The 17,365-nt window shown below is 34.9% G+C and carries 17 protein-coding genes; 4 read left to right on the top strand and 13 right to left on the bottom strand.

The features are described from left to right. Positions 1-171 precede the first annotated feature (171 nt). From QO200_RS09865 to QO200_RS09855, 3 genes are all read left to right on the top strand, one after another. On the top strand, positions 172-2,595 hold the full coding sequence (locus QO200_RS09865) for a ribonucleoside-diphosphate reductase subunit alpha (RefSeq protein ID WP_371539276.1): 2,424 nt from the start codon (positions 172-174) through the stop codon (positions 2,593-2,595). Between the two features lie 312 nt (positions 2,596-2,907). Next, on the top strand, positions 2,908-3,252 hold the full coding sequence (locus tag QO200_RS09860; RefSeq protein WP_371539273.1) for a hypothetical protein: 345 nt from the start codon (positions 2,908-2,910) through the stop codon (positions 3,250-3,252). 280 nt (positions 3,253-3,532) lie between these two features. After that, positions 3,533-4,015 (top strand): RDD family protein, encoded by a 483-nt coding sequence (locus tag QO200_RS09855; protein WP_371539271.1) that lies wholly within the window; start codon positions 3,533-3,535, stop codon positions 4,013-4,015. A gap of 268 nt (positions 4,016-4,283) precedes the next feature. On the opposite strand, the gene QO200_RS09850 is transcribed toward QO200_RS09855, so the two are convergent. The 10 genes from QO200_RS09850 to QO200_RS09805 form a co-directional block, all read right to left on the bottom strand. After that, positions 4,284-5,018: a hypothetical protein gene (locus QO200_RS09850; RefSeq protein ID WP_371539268.1), complete on the bottom strand. Its 735-nt coding sequence runs from the start codon at positions 5,016-5,018 to the stop codon at positions 4,284-4,286. Positions 5,019-5,388: 370 nt separating this feature from the next. Next, the gene (locus QO200_RS09845) at positions 5,389-6,117 is read right to left on the bottom strand and encodes a cysteine hydrolase (RefSeq protein WP_371539266.1); all 729 of its coding nucleotides are present in this window, start codon (positions 6,115-6,117) and stop codon (positions 5,389-5,391) included. Positions 6,118-6,313: 196 nt separating this feature from the next. Beyond that, on the bottom strand, positions 6,314-6,847 hold the full coding sequence (locus QO200_RS09840) for a carboxymuconolactone decarboxylase family protein (RefSeq protein ID WP_371539263.1): 534 nt from the start codon (positions 6,845-6,847) through the stop codon (positions 6,314-6,316). A gap of 426 nt (positions 6,848-7,273) precedes the next feature. Next, the gene (trxA, locus tag QO200_RS09835; protein ID WP_371539260.1) at positions 7,274-7,594 is read right to left on the bottom strand and encodes a thioredoxin; all 321 of its coding nucleotides are present in this window, start codon (positions 7,592-7,594) and stop codon (positions 7,274-7,276) included. 61 nt (positions 7,595-7,655) lie between these two features. Next, positions 7,656-8,189, bottom strand: coding sequence for a carboxymuconolactone decarboxylase family protein (locus QO200_RS09830; RefSeq protein WP_371539257.1), 534 nt, complete (start codon positions 8,187-8,189; stop codon positions 7,656-7,658). Positions 8,190-8,216: 27 nt separating this feature from the next. Then, positions 8,217-8,375, bottom strand: a complete 159-nt coding sequence (locus QO200_RS09825; RefSeq protein WP_371539254.1) for a hypothetical protein — start codon at positions 8,373-8,375, stop codon at positions 8,217-8,219. 547 nt (positions 8,376-8,922) lie between these two features. After that, positions 8,923-9,744 carry a helix-turn-helix domain-containing protein gene (locus tag QO200_RS09820; protein WP_371539251.1) on the bottom strand — a complete coding sequence of 274 codons (822 nt, stop codon included), beginning with the start codon at positions 9,742-9,744 and terminating at the stop codon, positions 8,923-8,925. Between the two features lie 275 nt (positions 9,745-10,019). Then, positions 10,020-10,187 carry an NAD(P)-binding protein gene (locus QO200_RS09815; RefSeq protein ID WP_371539495.1) on the bottom strand — a complete coding sequence of 56 codons (168 nt, stop codon included), beginning with the start codon at positions 10,185-10,187 and terminating at the stop codon, positions 10,020-10,022. An 82-nt stretch (positions 10,188-10,269) separates the two neighbouring features. Beyond that, a complete protein-coding gene (locus QO200_RS09810; protein ID WP_371539248.1) occupies positions 10,270-11,022 on the bottom strand; it encodes an SDR family NAD(P)-dependent oxidoreductase in 753 nt (250 codons plus the stop codon). 84 nt (positions 11,023-11,106) lie between these two features. Beyond that, positions 11,107-11,979: an AraC family transcriptional regulator gene (locus QO200_RS09805; RefSeq protein ID WP_371539245.1), complete on the bottom strand. Its 873-nt coding sequence runs from the start codon at positions 11,977-11,979 to the stop codon at positions 11,107-11,109. A gap of 214 nt (positions 11,980-12,193) precedes the next feature. Between QO200_RS09805 and QO200_RS09800 the strand changes: the two genes are divergently transcribed. Further along, positions 12,194-13,540, top strand: a complete 1,347-nt coding sequence (locus tag QO200_RS09800) for a deoxyguanosinetriphosphate triphosphohydrolase (protein WP_371539243.1) — start codon at positions 12,194-12,196, stop codon at positions 13,538-13,540. On the opposite strand, the gene QO200_RS09795 is transcribed toward QO200_RS09800, so the two are convergent. From QO200_RS09795 to QO200_RS09785, 3 genes are read right to left on the bottom strand one after another with little or no spacing between them, the layout of a single operon-like run. After that, the gene (locus QO200_RS09795) at positions 13,541-14,509 is read right to left on the bottom strand and encodes a DUF3078 domain-containing protein (RefSeq protein WP_371539239.1); all 969 of its coding nucleotides are present in this window, start codon (positions 14,507-14,509) and stop codon (positions 13,541-13,543) included. It abuts the gene before it with no gap. Positions 14,510-14,549: 40 nt separating this feature from the next. Beyond that, positions 14,550-16,331 carry a 1-deoxy-D-xylulose-5-phosphate synthase gene (locus QO200_RS09790; RefSeq protein WP_371539236.1) on the bottom strand — a complete coding sequence of 594 codons (1,782 nt, stop codon included), beginning with the start codon at positions 16,329-16,331 and terminating at the stop codon, positions 14,550-14,552. Between the two features lie 48 nt (positions 16,332-16,379). Continuing rightward, entirely contained in the window at positions 16,380-17,330 is a 951-nt protein-coding gene (locus QO200_RS09785) for an energy transducer TonB (RefSeq protein ID WP_371539233.1), read from the bottom strand. Positions 17,331-17,365 lie beyond the last annotated feature (35 nt).

Genomic DNA, 17,365 nt, shown 5'->3' with positions numbered 1-17,365 from the left:
TAGCAGAGAAATTTTAATAAAGAGAACTTCGAATCTCCGTGTCTTTAAGGCTGGCTGAGATAAATTACTAAAGCATAAATACATTGTGCCTTAGTGCCCTAGTGGCAAAAATTAAATTACAAATAACAAGAAACAGCGAAGGGATTTTCTGTTTTAAAAACAAAAAAAAGTATGTACGTAGTAAAAAGGGATGGCCACAAAGAACCAGTAATGTTCGACAAAATCACAGATAGAATTAAAAAGCTGTGTTATGGTTTGAATGATTTAGTGGATGCTGTGAAAGTGGCAATGAGAGTAATTGAAGGACTTTATGATGGAGTTTCTACGTCAGAATTAGATAATTTAGCGGCAGAAACTGCGGCTTCGATGACTATTGCGCATCCAGATTATGCACAATTGGCAGCGAGAATTGCGATTTCAAATTTGCATTCGAATACAACAAAATCATTTTCGGAAACAATGACCGAAATGTTTGAATATGTGAATCCAAGAAATGGACAATATGCTCCATTAATTGCTGATGATGTATACAAAGTGATTCAAGAAAATGCTGAGTTTTTAGACTCACATATCATTTATAATAGAGATTTTAACTACGATTATTTCGGATTCAAAACATTAGAACGTTCTTATTTGCTTAAGATAAACGGGAAAATTGTTGAGAGACCACAACATATGTTAATGCGTGTTTCTGTAGGGATTCACTTAGATGATTTAGAGTCGGTTTTAGAAACCTATGACTTGATGTCTAAAAAATTCTTTACGCATGCAACGCCTACATTATTCAACTCTGGAACTCCAAAACCTCAAATGTCTTCTTGTTTCCTTTTGGCAATGCAAGATGATAGTATTGACGGAATTTACGATACGCTGAAACAAACGGCAAAAATTTCCCAATCAGCAGGTGGAGTAGGACTTTCTATTCACAATGTTCGTGCGACAGGTTCTTACATTCGTGGAACTAATGGAACTTCAAATGGGATTGTTCCTATGTTGAGAGTATTTAACGATACAGCTCGTTATGTAGATCAAGGTGGTGGAAAGCGTAAAGGAAGTTTTGCTATTTATATCGAAACTTGGCATGCAGATATCTTTGATTTCTTAGACTTGAAGAAAAATACAGGAAAAGAAGAAATGCGTGCGAGAGATTTATTCTTTGCGATGTGGACATCAGATTTATTCATGAAACGCGTTCAAGAAGACGGAAATTGGACTTTGATGTGTCCTAATGAATGTCCTGGATTGTATGACGTTTACGGTGAAGAATTTGAAAAAATGTACACCGATTATGAGAAAGCAGGAAAAGGAAGGAAAACAATTAAAGCACATGAATTGTGGGAGAAAATTCTAGAATCTCAAATTGAGACTGGAACGCCTTACATGCTTTACAAAGATGCTGCTAATCGCAAATCAAATCAAAAGAATTTAGGAACGATACGTTCTTCAAACTTGTGTACTGAAATCATGGAGTACACTTCTCCTGATGAAGTAGCGGTTTGTAATCTAGCGTCACTTTCATTACCAATGTTTGTGGAGAACGGTAAATTTGACCACGAGGCATTTTATAATGTAACAAAACGTGTAACGAAAAACTTGAATAAAGTTATCGATAGAAATTACTATCCTGTAAAAGAAGCTGAAAATTCAAATATGCGCCACAGACCAATTGGTCTTGGAGTGCAAGGATTAGCAGATGCATTTATTATGTTGCGTTTGCCTTTTACAAGTGACGAGGCTAAAAAGCTAAATCAAGAAATTTTTGAAACCTTATACTTTGCTGCTGTAACCTCTTCGATGGAAATGGCAAAAATAGAAGGACCTTATTCAACATTCGAAGGTTCGCCAATCTCTCAGGGAGAATTCCAACACAATCTTTGGAATATTAAAGATGAGGAATTATCAGGACGTTGGGACTGGGGTCCATTGAGAAAAGAAGTAATGGAGCATGGAGTACGTAACTCGTTATTAGTTGCGCCAATGCCTACTGCTTCAACTTCTCAGATTCTTGGAAACAACGAAGCATTCGAACCTTATACTTCTAACATTTACACGCGTCGTGTATTGTCTGGAGAGTTCATTGTGGTAAACAAACATTTATTGCATGATTTAGTAGATCGTGGTTTGTGGAATGAAACCTTGAAACAAGAATTGATGCGTAATAACGGATCAGTTCAAGATTTAAATATCCCGCAAGATTTGAAAGAATTGTATAAAACAGTTTGGGAAATGTCTATGAAAGATATCATCGATATGTCACGTCAACGTGGTTATTTTGTAGATCAATCTCAATCATTGAACTTGTTCATGCAAAATGCCAACTATTCTAAATTGACTTCGATGCACTTTTATGCGTGGCAGTCTGGATTGAAAACGGGAATGTATTACTTGAGAACAAAAGCGGCTGTTGATGCGATTAAATTCACGTTGAACAACGATAAAAAAGCAGAGCCAATCGAAGTGATGTCTAAACCTGCTCCGGCAGCAGCTCCAGTAGCAGTTGAAACGGCAGTAGAAATGACGGCTGATGAATACAGAGCAATGATTGAACTGGCTAAAAATGCTGGTCCAGATGATTGTGAAATGTGTGGTTCTTAATAAGAAAATAGAATAAAGAGAAACAGCTATCAATTTTGGTAGCTGTTTTTTTTAGGAGCTGTTTACTTCGTCAGTTCGCTTCGCTCGTGTCCCGCTTTCCATTGCGATCTTTTTATTTTTAAAGAAAAAATAAAAAGTATTTCCACTACAATCGGAGCTAGAAAATGAGCATACCATTTACTATAAAGTCATCGAAGAAACTGTTACTGACACTTGTATGTGTTTTCCAACAATCTCATAACACTATCTCAAAATACTATAAAACTCAACTGTCTCATGCAGAGTATATTTGTAATATCAAATGACACTGTTATGAAAGCAATTCAACATACTAAGAAAATAATCAAAAATAGTATACATTTATTTTACTCCATTTGTACAAATGACTTAATTGTATATTCAAAACAAGCGAGTAATATTGAGATATTTGTACTTGCATTTTTTATAGAGTGCAACCGTCTTTTTATTGCCGACAGTGTTTTTATGAATGCAGTACAAAAACACCTTTTGGTAAAAATCAGAACATTTTTAGCGAGCAATAACAACATTCAAAGCTCGATTTTGGTCGAAATAAAGAATGCTACATTTGAGATGTTTAATGGAAGCAAACTAATTGATAGCTTTCATATAAAAGAAAACATTGCAAATCAGCAATAAAGTATCGTTTACTTATAAAAATTATTTTAAAAGCAGCTACCTATTTTGGTGGCTCTTTTTTTGGAGAAATTAGAGATTTTAGCGCTTGTTACAATCTAAGTGTCTAAAAGGACTCTGAACATGATAGTTGCTTGTTAGCAATCAAAAAAAAGATTTATTGTTTTCTAAATCAATCCTTAATTGTGAATATTCTGATTAATATTTTAAGAATAATTGCTTATATTTGAGTAGGTTAATGTGGAGTTTATTCTTTTTTGGTATCTAAAAAAAAACTGATAATATGAAAAATATAACGTTTACAATTACGGATGATTTACTTGCTACTCGTGGACAGCGATTTCTTAATTTTTGTATTGATTTAGTATTCCTGTATATTATCATTCTCAGTATTGGGACTAGTATTATCCTAATTGCTGAAGCAACAAGTAAGTTTGCAGTTTCTACTTGGGTCGAAACTATGTCAAAAGGAGAAATTGTGCTTTATAGCATACTAATTATGCTACTCTATTATAGCCTTACGGAGATCTATTTCTCTAGAACCATCGCGCAATTAATTACTAAAACTGTTGTGGTTAAAAAGGACGGTACAAAGCCAGATATTAAAACTTTTGTGATACGCACGTTATGCCGATTTATTCCATTTGAACCTTTTTCTTTTCTGGGAGCATCTCCTCGAGGTTGGCACGATACTTTTTCAGATACTTACGTGGTCAAAAAAAAGAGGTTGGCAAAAGGTATTCAGCTTTTTAATACCCCAGAATAATTTGAAAAACGGAATAATATAGAACCGTATACTATTACCTGTGTTTATGATTTTATTCTAAAAATAGTAATAATTGATATGATAGGCTATCAGGATTCTTTAAGAAATAAGTAGTCTACGATTAAAAATATCGGGAATGCGCAAGTTATTTAGTTATGGGCAAAATTAAACACAGTACCGCATTGAATTTCTAGATTGAATTTATCTAACGCATAAAAAAAGGAAACAATATAGGCTTCCTTTTTAAACTAGTACTATTTTACAAAACTTATAAATCAGTAAAAGGATCAACTCCGTTATTGATTTCTTCAATTGATTGTGCGATTTTGACGTTTTCTAATTTTAGATCGAGTAAGCCTTTATGGTTTGTTGCTATTTTTAGATCGTTTGGAAACGTTTTCCAATCTTCCCAACTCGTTTCGAGACCGCCCACGGGAATAATACTTACCCACATCCTCCATGCTTTTGGCATATAATTTTCATCGACTAACCAGACATAAGAATCACCTGGTGTGCTTCCGCCAGATGCGTAGGTAATCATAAGTGCTTCTTGACTATCTTGCATCACAATACTTCTGGTAGTTCCAGCATCACGTAATTTGAACGGTGCAATAAGCCAGAAAGAATCATTATTAAAGTAATCATTCGCTGTTTTTATAGCCGCTGATTTTTGGGAATCGGTTAGTTTTTTATTGTTTTTATAAGCTACACCTTCTAAAGTTTGATTGTTATAAAGTACTTTTTTATCATCCCATTGCACTTGAACCAAATTGTGTTTTTTGTCCCAGAGATAATGATGATCTCCTCTAAAGCTGAAAGAAACTGCAACGGTAGAATCCCAAGCTTTTTGATTGATTGCTTCCTGGATTTTATCCGTAAGTGCTTCGGCTTTTATTCCTTGTTGTCCTGCCGGCAATGGCTCGCTGGAAAAATAGAGGACCCCCAAGATCGTGCTGGCAAGGATCAGGAGAACAAAAGCTGTTATTTTGAGAATTTTTTTCATGATTTTAAAAATTGATTTGTTTTAAAAAAGTGTTTTCAAATGTAACAAAATAAGGTGATGTTATAGTAGGGTGAATGTAGTTTTGTTTGGATACGACAAAGGGTTTCGCTGTTGAAAGCGAAACCCTTTGTGGCCAAATTTGCGGTGGTGTTAAACCAAAACTTCTTCAGTAAGTGTGTAATTGCCACCGCATTTTTAATATTCCACTCACCTTGAATCATGCTGTGAACGGAGCAGGAGTATACTTATTTTCGTAATTCGCTTTTTTTCTCATCGCTTAAGTCACTCAAAATTGTACGTGTGCTGTTTGTAATTATGGATTGACAGCCCGTAGGTAAGTTTTTAGCATTTATATTCTTTGCCGTTTTTATCATTTTTTGAATTTATCAATTTCATTTACAATCTCTTTTGTGGTAAATACATGACTCGCAATCATTTGAAAGTTGACTAAAGCTGCTTCGTAACCATTTAATCCTGGCAAAATAGCGGCAGCTGTTGCATCTTTTACTACTGCGACCTTAAAACCGGATTCCACTAAGTCCCTCATATGAGATTCTGTACATAAATTGGCAGACATACCTGCTAATATTACGTTATCGAAACCATGTTTCCTTAGCTGTAAAGCCAGATCGTTTGATTCTGGGCCATATATTTTATGAGGACTAGTCACGATTACGTTTGATTCTCCAATGTATTTTTTGTACTGTTCTAGCCAATCGGCACCAGAGTTTTCAAACCCCACGGTTGTTAGTACACCTGTTCTATCAAACATATTGACTTTATGCATTAAGGCTTCCAGGGAACCTTCAATTTGCCAATTGTGATCGTGTTTAAAGTAGTAGTGAGGCGATACAAAAACAGTGATGTTTTTTTCTTTAGCAGTTTTAAAAAGTTGTGCTAAGTTTTCTACTGTGTTGTTCCTCATTACACTCTCTCCTACGATGCCCCAGGTTGCTCCTTCTGGGCTAAGGAAATCATTTTGAGGGTCAGTAATAACAATTGCGGTTCTTGCATCTACTTCGAAACCAGGGTCTGGTAACTGTGCAAATATTTGATTAGCGAATAATAATACTATCGATGCTAATTTTAATTTTTTCATAATTTTAATTTTTTATAATACTTGTTAAATGAGTAGTCATCTCTGATTTACTTTCTACTCCGTTTTGAGTACTTATAATTTCTCCGTTATTAAAATAGAATAAGGCAGGAATACTTCTCTCTTTAAACTGTGCCGCCAGCTCTGGGTTTTAATTAATTCAAAGGATTTTAGTTTCAATCCGTCACACTGTTATTAATTACAATTCAACAGCTAAAGGGAAATCAATAGGAACTTCGGTCACATTGTGAAGAAGATTGGTAACTGTAATAATTCCAATCGCTATAATTAAATCAACAAGATTTTCTTTAGTGTAACCCGCAGCATGAAAAGCGCTCAAAGAATCGGCTCCTATTTGTCCGTTGGTGGCAGCAATGCGTTGTGCAGTTTGTGCTAAAACATTGGTTTTGTTATCCCAGCTTGCTTCTCCTTTTCTAAGTTCAATAATCTGATCGTCCGTAAAACCGTTCATTTTACCCGTCGCAGTATGTGCTGCTTGGCAATATCTACATCCGTTTATCTGACTAACGGCTAAGTTAACCACTTCTTTTTCTTTGTTATTTAAAGAGGTTGCAGCTCCTAAAAATTTCATATAGCTGCCCAAAGCATTTTTAGAATGTCCCATTGCGGCATAAATGTTAGGAACAAATCCAATACTTTTTTCCAGGTTATCAAAAATAGCTTGATCGTTTTTAGAAACTTCGTCTCTTGTTGGTACGTTGAAATTTGACATGATTTTATTTTTTTGTGTGTATTAATAATTATATAAATAAGTTGCTCTAGTCACAATAATAATTTGTAGTTGACACTGCCGTTAAAAAACTTTGTCGCGTTACTGCAATTAATTTGGGTAATCCTTTTGGAGTATTACGACCTGATAAATCTTTCGATAATCATATATTTAATTCTATTAAATATCTTATTATCAATGAATTGAATCAAAGGTACAAAAAACACTTTTGAGTTAGGTCACATTTTCCGGATAGTTGTCCGTTCTTCCTTTGACGCATTTTTTAGGATAAAGAAGGTTTGTTTTTCTATTTTTTTAAAGTAGGTAGTTTTTGATGCTTTCAACGATATTGGTCTCGCTGCTCACTCTGTCTCTTGTGTTAGCTTTCGCTAGCAGAAGAGATACTGGTGAGAATCAAATTCGCGGATATTAACTTTTTATAATACTTTCTAAATGACTTGTCATTACTGATTTACTTTGTACTCCGTTTTGAGTGCCTACAACTTCTCCATTCTTAAAATAGAACAAGGCAGGAATGCTTCTTACTTTAAATTGAGCGGCTAGCTCTGGGTTTTTGTCTACGTTTATTTTTGAAATCACCGCTACGCCATCAAAGTCTGTAGCTAATTCTTCCAGTGCAGGATGTAAAGCTTTGCAAGGGCCACACCAGTCAGCAAAGAAATCTACTAGTACTACGTCGTTCGTATTTATGGTCGCGTCAAAATTGGATTTGTCTAAATGTTGTATCATTTTTTCTAGATTTTAATGAATGCCAAGGATTTTAAATTAAACCCTCGGCTGAGATTATTAATTACAATTCAACGGCTATTGGGAAATCAATAGGTACTTCGGTTACATTGTGAAAAAGATTGGTAATAGTAATTATTCCGATCGTCATAATTAAATCAACTAGATTTTCTTTGGTATAGCCTGCGGTATAAAAAGAATCCAGAGCTTCAGCTCCTACTTGTCCTTTTGTAGCGGCAATGCGTTGTGCTGTTTGTGCTAAAATATTGATTTTGTTATCCCAGCTTGCACCTCCTTTTCTAAGTTCAATAATTTGATCGTCTGTAAAACCGTTCATCTTAGCGGTAGCGGTGTGCGCTGATTGGCAATATCTACATCCGTTTAATTGACTAACGGCTAAATCAACTACTTCTTTTTCTTTTTTAGTTAATGAGCTAGCGGCTCCTGAGAATTGTAAATAACTTCCCAATGCATTTTTAGAATGTCCCATTCCGGCATAAATATTAGGAACAAATCCTACGGCTTTTTGTAGGTTATCAAAAATGGCTTGATTGTTTTCAGAAACTTCTTCTCTTGTTGGTACGTTGAAATTTGACATGATTTTATTTTTTGTTTGAGTTAATAATTATATAAATAAGTTGCTTTCGTCACAGTAGTAATCAGTGATTGCCAGATTTTGACAAAAATTTTCCTGTGTTACTGCAATTAATTGTGGCGTTTCAGTTGGAGTGTTAAGACCTAAAATGTTTTTAAAGCCTCCAATAATTGTATGTATTGTTTTCATAATTCCTGTTGTTTCAGTTTGATGGTACAAAGGTGCGACGAAAGGAGGCCTTGAAGTTAGGTCGCATTTCCCGTAGAGTTGTTCATTCTTCCCTTAACGCCTTTTTTAGGGTAAAAAAGCGTATTTTTTTAGTTCTAGGAGCAGAAAACGGAGTGGTTTTAAGAAGATTCGTCCCGCTTTACATTGCAATCTTTTTATTTTTAAAGGAAAAATAAAAAGGATTTCCACTTCAATCAGGGCTAGGTGAGATCGTTTCGTTTTTTAAAGACGAGAAGAGAGGATAGATCAAAGAGAAGAGGAAACAGAGAATAGAACAAAGAGGAAAGAACATATCTTTGGGAACCCTTTTAATCTGTACCCTTAAGTATAAGGAGTAAATATAAATTGCTAATTATTAAGTTATCTATTGTGAAAATAGGAGGTGGTATCTTGATGGCAATAGCACCGTTTCTTAGCCCAGATAGCCAATTGCTCTCGCAATTACCTTTTATGCTGGGGTTCAGCGTAAAAGATATAGCAGATAGCTGGATTAGCTGCTAAAAAGGAATTAAACTATCTTTTTAAAATCAGATGGAGAAACGCCTTCTATTTTTTTAAAAAACCGACTGAAAGACTGAATGTCTTCATAACCTATTTCGTAAGCGATCTCTTTGATGCTTTTATCAGAATAACGCAATAGTCGGCGCGCTTCAAGAATGGTGCGGTTTTGAATAACCTGCAAAGGTGATTTTTCGTTGTATTTTTTGAATAAATTCGATAGCGTCTTCGGGCTTTTATTCAGCATCTCGGCATAATCAGCCACTTGATGTTTGGTTTTAAAATTGCTTTCTACCAAATAATTGTATTCTCTCACAATGTCCAATTGCTTTTTATCAAATGTGGTCAACTCGGTTTGTTCTTTGTATACTCGAGTACATAAAATTAGCAAACGTTTCAGCATCATTTGTAGCATGTCGTTTTGCAAATCGTCTTTAGAAACCATTTCGATAGCAAACATTTTCCACAGAATTTCAAATTTCTCTAGTTCTTCCTCAGGAATAGAAATCTTAGGAAATTGAGATGCACCAAAAAACAAAATTCCCTTGCAGCCTACCTCGCTGTCGTGATCTGCAATGCAGTAAAATGCCCTGTTAAACCGAATCAAACGCGCTTTTTTCAGTTTTAGAACTTCCACTTTATGGTACTCGGTTAAAAATAAAACCGAATTTTCTGGAAAAATATGCTCGGTTCCGTCAACATTAATTTTTAATTCGTCCAGCGACCAAATCACACTTAAGCCATCAGTGATTGTTTCTTTAAGCAAATCACAATTGCTAGCGTCAATTTCGGCTAGTCGGATGAATTCATTAAGTTGACCTGTATAGAGCATAGTTGTATTTTGATTTAAAATATTCGTTTGAAACTTTTGTCTCTTTTTCTTTTGTAGAAATGGTTTCGTGATAAGACGGATAATGTAGCAATTCCTGACCAAAATTAGTCTCTAATTGTATTTTTAGTTTTTTGTAACCACTGCTTTTGAGGATATATCTCCATTCTGGGACTGATAGAAGTATGAAGTATAAATTTATCTAATGTGGTATTCGGTTGATCATAAAATTCAGTTATTAGGGCGCACATTGCTAAATTCACATGAATATCATTAAACTAAGTCGTACCCCTTTCTACTTGAGCGGTATTAGAATAAATAGTATGAAGTCGGCCACAAATACGGTTTCTAGCTTCAATAATTTCGATATAAAGACCTTTATTTTGTAAACGGAAAGCGGTTAATAGTCCGCTTAACCCAGCTCCTAAGAGGGGGAATCTTTTTATTCATCTAAATATTATTATAAAACAAAACGGATAGTGTAAAAGCACTATCCGTTTTGTTTTAAATAAGAATTGTTCTAATAAATTAATTTCTTCCAGCCATAACACCACCATCAACATCTATGATAGCGCCAGTTGTCCAGCTTGATTTGTCTGATAATAAGAATACAATGGCGTTGGCTACTTCATCAGCAGATCCAAATTTACCTATTGGATGAAAGTCGTTAAATCCTTGAAGTGCTTTTTCGGCTTCTTCTTTTCCGCCAAAAACGCCGTGATACAAAGTAGTATTTACTACTGCAGGAGAAACGGCATTCACACGAATATTGTAATCAGCTAATTCCATAGCTAAGTGCTGAGTGAAAGAATGTAAACCTGCTTTTTGCATCGAATAAGCTGATGAAGGGGTCGCTTTGACAGCTTGTTTTGCCCACATCGATCCAACGTTTACAATGCTTCCGCCACCATTTAGTTTCATTTTTCTTGCTACCGCTTGCGTGATAAAAAAGAAACCACGGTTTAAATCTAGGTAAGAATCGTAATCTTCAAGAGTATGATCTAAAAATGGTTTTGGGCCAAAAATACCAGAGGCATTTACCAAATAGTCAATTTTTGCTATTGAATCTAGCGCTGTGATAAAAGCGTTTACTTCGGCAGTGTTACTGATGTTTACTTGATGTGCAGTTACTTTACCTACTTTTTCGATTTCGGTTTTTGCTTCATTTAGCTTGTTTTCGGTTACACCTACAATATGTACTTCAATACCTTGTTCTGCTAATTGCAGTGCAGTTGCTTTTCCTATACCACTATTTCCTCCTATAATTAATGCTGTTTTCATGATCGTAATTTTTAAAATTTATAGTTACGAAGGTATAATAATATTATTTTATAAAATGGTAATCCAGAGAGGGATAATGGTAAATTAGGGAATGATAGCTTGGAATTGTTTGGGAGTAACTCCAGTTGCTTTTTTGAAATACTTCGTGAAATAAGTAGGTTGATCAAAACCTAAATCAAATGCTATAGTCTGAATAGAGAGTTGTTTTTGAGCAAGCTTGCGTTTTGCTTCTAATATTTTTACGTTTTGTATAATTTGCGCTGGCGTTCCTTTTAAATATTGCTTAGTGACAGTAGTAAGCTTTTTAGTATTAGTGTGAAGTTTCTGTGTATAATGTTCTAATGAAGGAAAGCTATCACGATTGTTGTAGACTTCTTTTTTAAAGGAATAGGCCAGTTCAAAGTCGGTGTTTTTAAAGAGCACATTTATTTCATTTTTATTTTTGATGCGTTCAATACTGAGTAAAAGACTGCTCAACAAGAAAAAAAGTTGCTCTTTTTGTGAAGTATCTGTATGTTGGTTTTCTTCTTGAATAAATTGTAGAAGGGTGTTGATGCGGCTGACCTCAGTGTTTTGTGCCGAAATATAAGGTTGACCAATTTCGTTAAAAATGGAAAGGGAAAATCGTTGTGCTAGTTCTTGATTGAATTGATTGATAAAAAAATCATTAAAATGAAGCAATATACCTTCATTCTTTGATTCAGGACAAAAATAATGAATCTGGTTAGTGTTGATGAACACCAAACTATTTTTTGGATGGTCAATGGCTTCGTAGTCAATGTAATGAATTCCTGCCGAGGTGAACCAGATTAGTTGATAGAACCCGTGGATATGTGCCTTGGAGGCTTGCGTATGATTACGGTCAAAATAGGATTTGAGGTCCTGTACTTCAAAATGAAGCTTGGAGAAATCATCTTTGTGCAAGTAGTATTTTTGTATTTGTTCTGGATTTTTCAAGGTGTGCTTTTGCGAAATACAATTTATGTGTAGTTATAAATAGCGGAAGCAAGTTACATCATTTTGAGTACATAATGAAGATGAGGTGCATTTTCTAAAAAAGACTCGTGCAATTTATGGATGTAAAAACTATCAAGGTAAAAGCGCTTTTTAGTTATCGCTATTTCTCTATCTTTGAAAAATAATCCAATTATTCAAATTCGAAAAATACAGTATGAACTGGGAACAACTTTTATCACTAAAACGTCAAGGCGACACAAGCAAAAGATTACGTATTGAACAGGACGACACCCGATTGGGTTTTGAAGTAGATTACGATCGTATTATTTTTTCGGCTGCTTTTAGAAGTTTACAAGATAAAACACAAGTGATTCCTTTGTCAAAAACTGATTTTGTACACACGCGTTTGACACATAGTTTAGAAGTTTCGGTTGTAGGGCGTTCCTTAGGAAGATTGGTAGGGAAAAAAATTATAGAAAAATACCCATATTTAAAAGAAGTGCATGGTTTTCACATGAATGATTTTGGAGCGATCGTCGCTGCGGCTTCACTAGCGCACGATATCGGGAATCCTCCTTTTGGACATTCTGGTGAGAAAGCAATTGGAGAGTATTTTTCTATTGGAAACGGTAAACAGTACAAAGACCAATTGTCAAAGAAAGAATGGCAGGACCTGATTGATTTTGAAGGAAATGCAAATGGATTTGCAGTACTTACTGCTAGTCGACCAGGTATTGAAGGCGGACTACGAATTTCTTATGCGACTTTAGGAGCTTTTATGAAGTATCCAAAAGAAAGTTTGCCTAAGAAACCGACCAAAAATATAGCAGATAAAAAATACGGTTTCTTTCAAACCGACAAAAAGTTCTTTGAAGAAGCGGCAAAAGATATGGGGCTAATCCCAAATAAAACAGCTAATGATATAGGTTTTGAAAGACATCCACTTGCTTATTTAGTGGAAGCTGCAGATGACATTTGTTATACCATTATTGACTTTGAAGACGGAATCAATCTTGGATTAGTTTCTGAAGATTTTGCATTGGAATACTTAATTAAATTAGTCAAAGACAGCATTGATACCTCTAAATACAAAACACTTACTACTAAGGAAGACCGCATTAGTTATTTGCGTGCTTTGGCTATTGGTAGTTTGATCAATGATGCTGTAAAAGTTTTTATCGATAACGAAGAAGCAATTTTAAACGGAAAATTCCCTTTTGCTTTAACAGATAAAAGCAAATATAAAGCACAGATGGATGATATCATTAGTATTAGTGTGAACAACATTTATCAGAGTAGGGAAGTTATCGAGAAAGAGATTGTAGGTTACCAAATCATACAAACTTTGTTGGATAAATTCATTACAGCATACGATAATAAGTTCAATGGAAATGCATCCAATTATGATGCGCTAATTTTAAAATTACTGCCAGAGAAACACCATTACGAAAAAGCAGACTTGTATGAAAGGTTACTTCATATCTGTCATTTTGTTTCTTTACTTACGGACGGAAATGCTTTAGAGTTATTTGAAACGATCAATGGAAAGAAAAAGGATTAACTAGAAATCATAAACGATTCCCACTCCTAAAATCTGTTTTAATTGTGTTTTTGGTCCTACTGTAACTTGTGTTCCGTTGATTTCTTCTTTGGCCTTTATATCATCATCATAGATAATGTGTGCGCCAATATTTGTTTTTACATGATTATTTACAACAAGTTCTATTTGTAAATCATAATCGATATCAACGTTACCAAATTTATTTATGTAGTCTGAATACAAACTCAGTCTGTTTTCAATAGTAATATTTTTGACTATTTCTTTTTTATAAAAACCAGTTAACAGAAAACCAAGTTCAACTTTGGATCGCTCGCCTTCAGTAACTAAATTTCCATCTAAATCATACAGCGCTTTTTTAACACCAAAAGAACCTTGGTTAGCCAATCGCTGGTCCATTACCATTGTTATTTTGGAAGTGAAAGGAGATAAATAAAGTAATTTGTGCTTGTCTTTTGTAGCGTATTCTGCTCCGAGTCCAAGGAAAATATATGCAGGTGCAAATGGTCTGGAGACGGATATTTCTTTATTTGGATAAGAATATCCATCTGTGAACTGGGTAGCAAAATTAAATTTGGCGGTATGATACCAGTTCGATAGTGTGTCTTGACGGTAACCTAGCGCAGAATTGAACTGTAGCACATCTTCTGTTTTTCGCAGTTCAATTCCATCTTGTTTGTTTAAACCATAACGTACAATCAATTCGTTTGTCCAGTTGTAATTGTTTTTAGTGTATATACGATTGAACTTTCCTTTTAACAATCCTGAAATAGAGCTGGTTCCACCGGCATTCCAATTTAAAAATGCGATTTCAGAGATGTCAAACCCTATTCTGTTTTTTTTAACCCAATGAGAAATAGTGTCTGGATCGACTTTTTTAGGGACATCTATTGTCGTAATGATTTTCTGGGAGAACATATTTGCTGAAAGCAGTAAGACAAAAAACAGGAGGGGCGAAGACAGTAATTTCATTTATAGCTCAATGTGTTTAGTGGGCGCAAAATAATTATTTTCACTCAATTGAAAAAACTATTTCTAAACTTTTAACGTCAATGTTGCAATATTGTTGTAATTCTTCAACGGTGCCCTGTTCTATGAACTCATCAGGAATGCCCATTAATTGTATTTGTGATGTGTACTTATTTTTGATTGCAAACTCTAGAATAGCACTTCCAAAACCGCCTTTTATAACGCCATCTTCGATTGTTATAATCTTTTTAAAGGTTTTAAAAATAGTATGTAATTCTTTTTCATCTAAGGGTTTGACGAATGCAAAATCATAATGCGCAATTGTTTCTGGATTGTTTAAATTGGCTAATGCCAAAGTAACGTTCTTACCTATTGGACCATTCGATAAAACAGCTATTTCAGTACCTTTCTTTAGATAATTTGCAGTCCCAATTTCAATTTTTTCATAGTTCCCGAAGTTTTTAGATTGCCAATCCGAGATTACTCCTCTGCCTCGAGGATAGCGGATGGCGATAGGATGATCTAAACCTAGTTGGGCTGTATAAAGTATGTTTTGCAGTCCAATTTCATTTAGTGGAGAGTAGATAATCATATTGGGAATACAACGCAAATAAGCCAAATCAAAAACACCATGATGGGTTGCTCCGTCTTCTCCCACAAGTCCTGCTCTGTCTAGGCAGAAAATAACGGGTAAGTTTTGCAAAGCGACATCATGAATAACTTGGTCATAGGCCCTTTGTAAAAAAGTGGAGTAGATGTTGCAAAATACTACCATTCCCTGTGTCGCCATTCCGGCAGAAAGGGTGACGGCATGCTGTTCAGCAATTCCCACGTCAAATGCCCGCTCTGGTAATGCTTCCATCATGAACTTCAAGGAACTTCCTGAGGGCATAGCGGGTGTAATTCCGATTATTTTTTTGTTTTTTTGAGCTAAATCCAATACCGTTAAACCAAAAACATCCTGATATTTAGGAGGAAGGTTTTCTTCTGATTTTAAATGAATTTCTCCAGATTTAGCATCAAATTTTCCTGGAGCATGGTATTTTACCTGATCTTCCTCGGCTTGTTTTAATCCTTTACCTTTTGTTGTTATCACGTGAAGGAATTTAGGACCTTTTATTTTTTGTAAACGTTTCAGTTCTTTAATTACGGCAAATATATCATGTCCGTCAATAGGTCCAGAATAATCAATGTTCAAAGATTTGATCATGTTATTCTGTCTTGGGTTTTTTCCGTTTTTTACTGCAGTTAGGTAATTTTTTAAGGCACCTACACTAGGATCAATTCCGATAGCGTTGTCATTTAAGATCACCAATAAATTTGCATCAGTAACTCCAGCATGGTTTAATCCTTCAAAGGCCATTCCCGAAGCTATAGAAGCATCTCCTATCACTGCAATATGCTGTTTGTCGAAGTCTCCTTTCAAGTTAGAGGCAATTGCCATTCCTAACGCAGCAGAAATAGAAGTGGAGGAGTGGCCTACGCCAAAGGCATCATAGCTGCTTTCGCTTCTTTTTGGGAAACCAGAAATACCTCCAAGTTGCCTGTTGGTATGAAAATTTTCTCTTCTTCCAGTCAGTATTTTATGTCCATATGCTTGGTGGCCTACATCCCAAATTAATAAATCATCGGGTGTGTTAAAAACATAGTGCAAGGCAATGGTAAGTTCAACTACTCCAAGACTTGCTCCAAGATGCCCTTCTTTTATGGAGACAATATCGATTATGAAATCACGTAATTCTTTGGCTACTTGAGGAAGTTGAGCTTCGTCTAGGTGGCGTAAATCCGTTGGGTAATTAATGCTTGAAAGTAAATTATCTGACATAAAGCAAATTTACAGTATTATAGTGGAAATTTAGTTCATTCAAATAGCTTATTGTTTAATAATTATAGAGTCAATTCTTTGATTATATCTATTCTTTAAAAACGATTTTTTTAAAGTGTCCGTTTTTATAATTAGTGTTATGGAGTATAAATTACGTACCATTTTTCCATTTTGAGTTCTTGGAATCCATTTTTCAGATTTTTCCAAAAGTCGTATCAGGTCTTTTCCCGTTCCGTCACCAATATCTTTAAGCAATTTGATATTGCTTATGCTGCCGTCTCTTTCAGTTACGAAAGAGGCTTGTATTTCTCCATTTAAGTTGTTTGTTTTTTCAGGAAATACATAATTACTCTGAATGTAATCTTTGAATTTATCCATACCGCCGTTGTATTCAGGATCGGTGTAAATCGCTCCACCCATATATATTATTTCTTCCTCAATAGTAACTTTCTGAATATTATCTACTTCTTGTTTTTTAGGTGTTACTTCTACACATGTAATTGTTATGGGTTTGGTAAAGTTAATATGAGTTGCTCTTGGCGGAGGTGGTGGCGGAATATTATTTTGTAAACTATTATTTGGGTCGTGTTTTGGAGGTAATCGCATTCCAATAACTGTGTTTTTCATTTCTATAGAATCAGCAACTATTTCAACTTTGTCGATTTTTTGTTTGTTGCCGTTTTTATCTGCGCAGCTAAATAACGTGGTTCCCATTGCTATAAATAAGGCCATTAAAAACATCTTGTGGTATTGAGTTTGTGAATATACAACCCGACTTGGAATTTGGATTGTCAAATAATCCAATTGTGACTTTCTGAATAGGCCACAAATATTATTGTGCTGCTGAAAATAGAGTTGAATTTCATCAGGTATCATATTGGTGAAATCAACCACAGTTTTAGAACAACTACCGCAAAACCTACCTTTATCGGTTGGTGTCATTTTGTTCCAATCCTTATTACAAGGTTCTGGTATGTTTATTTTATAATTTGATTCCATAAAATTAAATAGCAAGAATTAAAAGTACAGTATAA

Origin of the sequence: Flavobacterium sp. Arc3 (assembly GCF_041431375.1) — a bacterium.
GTDB lineage: Bacteria > Bacteroidota > Bacteroidia > Flavobacteriales > Flavobacteriaceae > Flavobacterium.
This window is presented reverse-complemented; position numbering and strand designations above follow the sequence as displayed.

What these genes read in the sequence shown, in the direction of transcription:
- QO200_RS09865 (WP_371539276.1), top strand. Translation starts at nt 172, where the DNA reads ATGTACGTAGTAAAAAGGGATGGCCACAAAGAACCAGTAATGTTCGAC.
- QO200_RS09860 (WP_371539273.1), top strand. Translation starts at nt 2,908, where the DNA reads ATGAAAGCAATTCAACATACTAAGAAAATAATCAAAAATAGTATACAT.
- QO200_RS09855 (WP_371539271.1), top strand. Translation starts at nt 3,533, where the DNA reads ATGAAAAATATAACGTTTACAATTACGGATGATTTACTTGCTACTCGT.
- QO200_RS09850 (WP_371539268.1), bottom strand. Translation starts at nt 5,018, where the DNA reads ATGAAAAAAATTCTCAAAATAACAGCTTTTGTTCTCCTGATCCTTGCC.
- QO200_RS09845 (WP_371539266.1), bottom strand. Translation starts at nt 6,117, where the DNA reads ATGAAAAAATTAAAATTAGCATCGATAGTATTATTATTCGCTAATCAA.
- QO200_RS09840 (WP_371539263.1), bottom strand. Translation starts at nt 6,847, where the DNA reads ATGTCAAATTTCAACGTACCAACAAGAGACGAAGTTTCTAAAAACGAT.
- trxA (WP_371539260.1), bottom strand. Translation starts at nt 7,594, where the DNA reads ATGATACAACATTTAGACAAATCCAATTTTGACGCGACCATAAATACG.
- QO200_RS09830 (WP_371539257.1), bottom strand. Translation starts at nt 8,189, where the DNA reads ATGTCAAATTTCAACGTACCAACAAGAGAAGAAGTTTCTGAAAACAAT.
- QO200_RS09825 (WP_371539254.1), bottom strand. Translation starts at nt 8,375, where the DNA reads ATGAAAACAATACATACAATTATTGGAGGCTTTAAAAACATTTTAGGT.
- QO200_RS09820 (WP_371539251.1), bottom strand. Translation starts at nt 9,744, where the DNA reads ATGCTCTATACAGGTCAACTTAATGAATTCATCCGACTAGCCGAAATT.
- QO200_RS09810 (WP_371539248.1), bottom strand. Translation starts at nt 11,022, where the DNA reads ATGAAAACAGCATTAATTATAGGAGGAAATAGTGGTATAGGAAAAGCA.
- QO200_RS09800 (WP_371539243.1), top strand. Translation starts at nt 12,194, where the DNA reads ATGAACTGGGAACAACTTTTATCACTAAAACGTCAAGGCGACACAAGC.
- QO200_RS09795 (WP_371539239.1), bottom strand. Translation starts at nt 14,509, where the DNA reads ATGAAATTACTGTCTTCGCCCCTCCTGTTTTTTGTCTTACTGCTTTCA.
- QO200_RS09790 (WP_371539236.1), bottom strand. Translation starts at nt 16,331, where the DNA reads ATGTCAGATAATTTACTTTCAAGCATTAATTACCCAACGGATTTACGC.
- QO200_RS09785 (WP_371539233.1), bottom strand. Translation starts at nt 17,330, where the DNA reads ATGGAATCAAATTATAAAATAAACATACCAGAACCTTGTAATAAGGAT.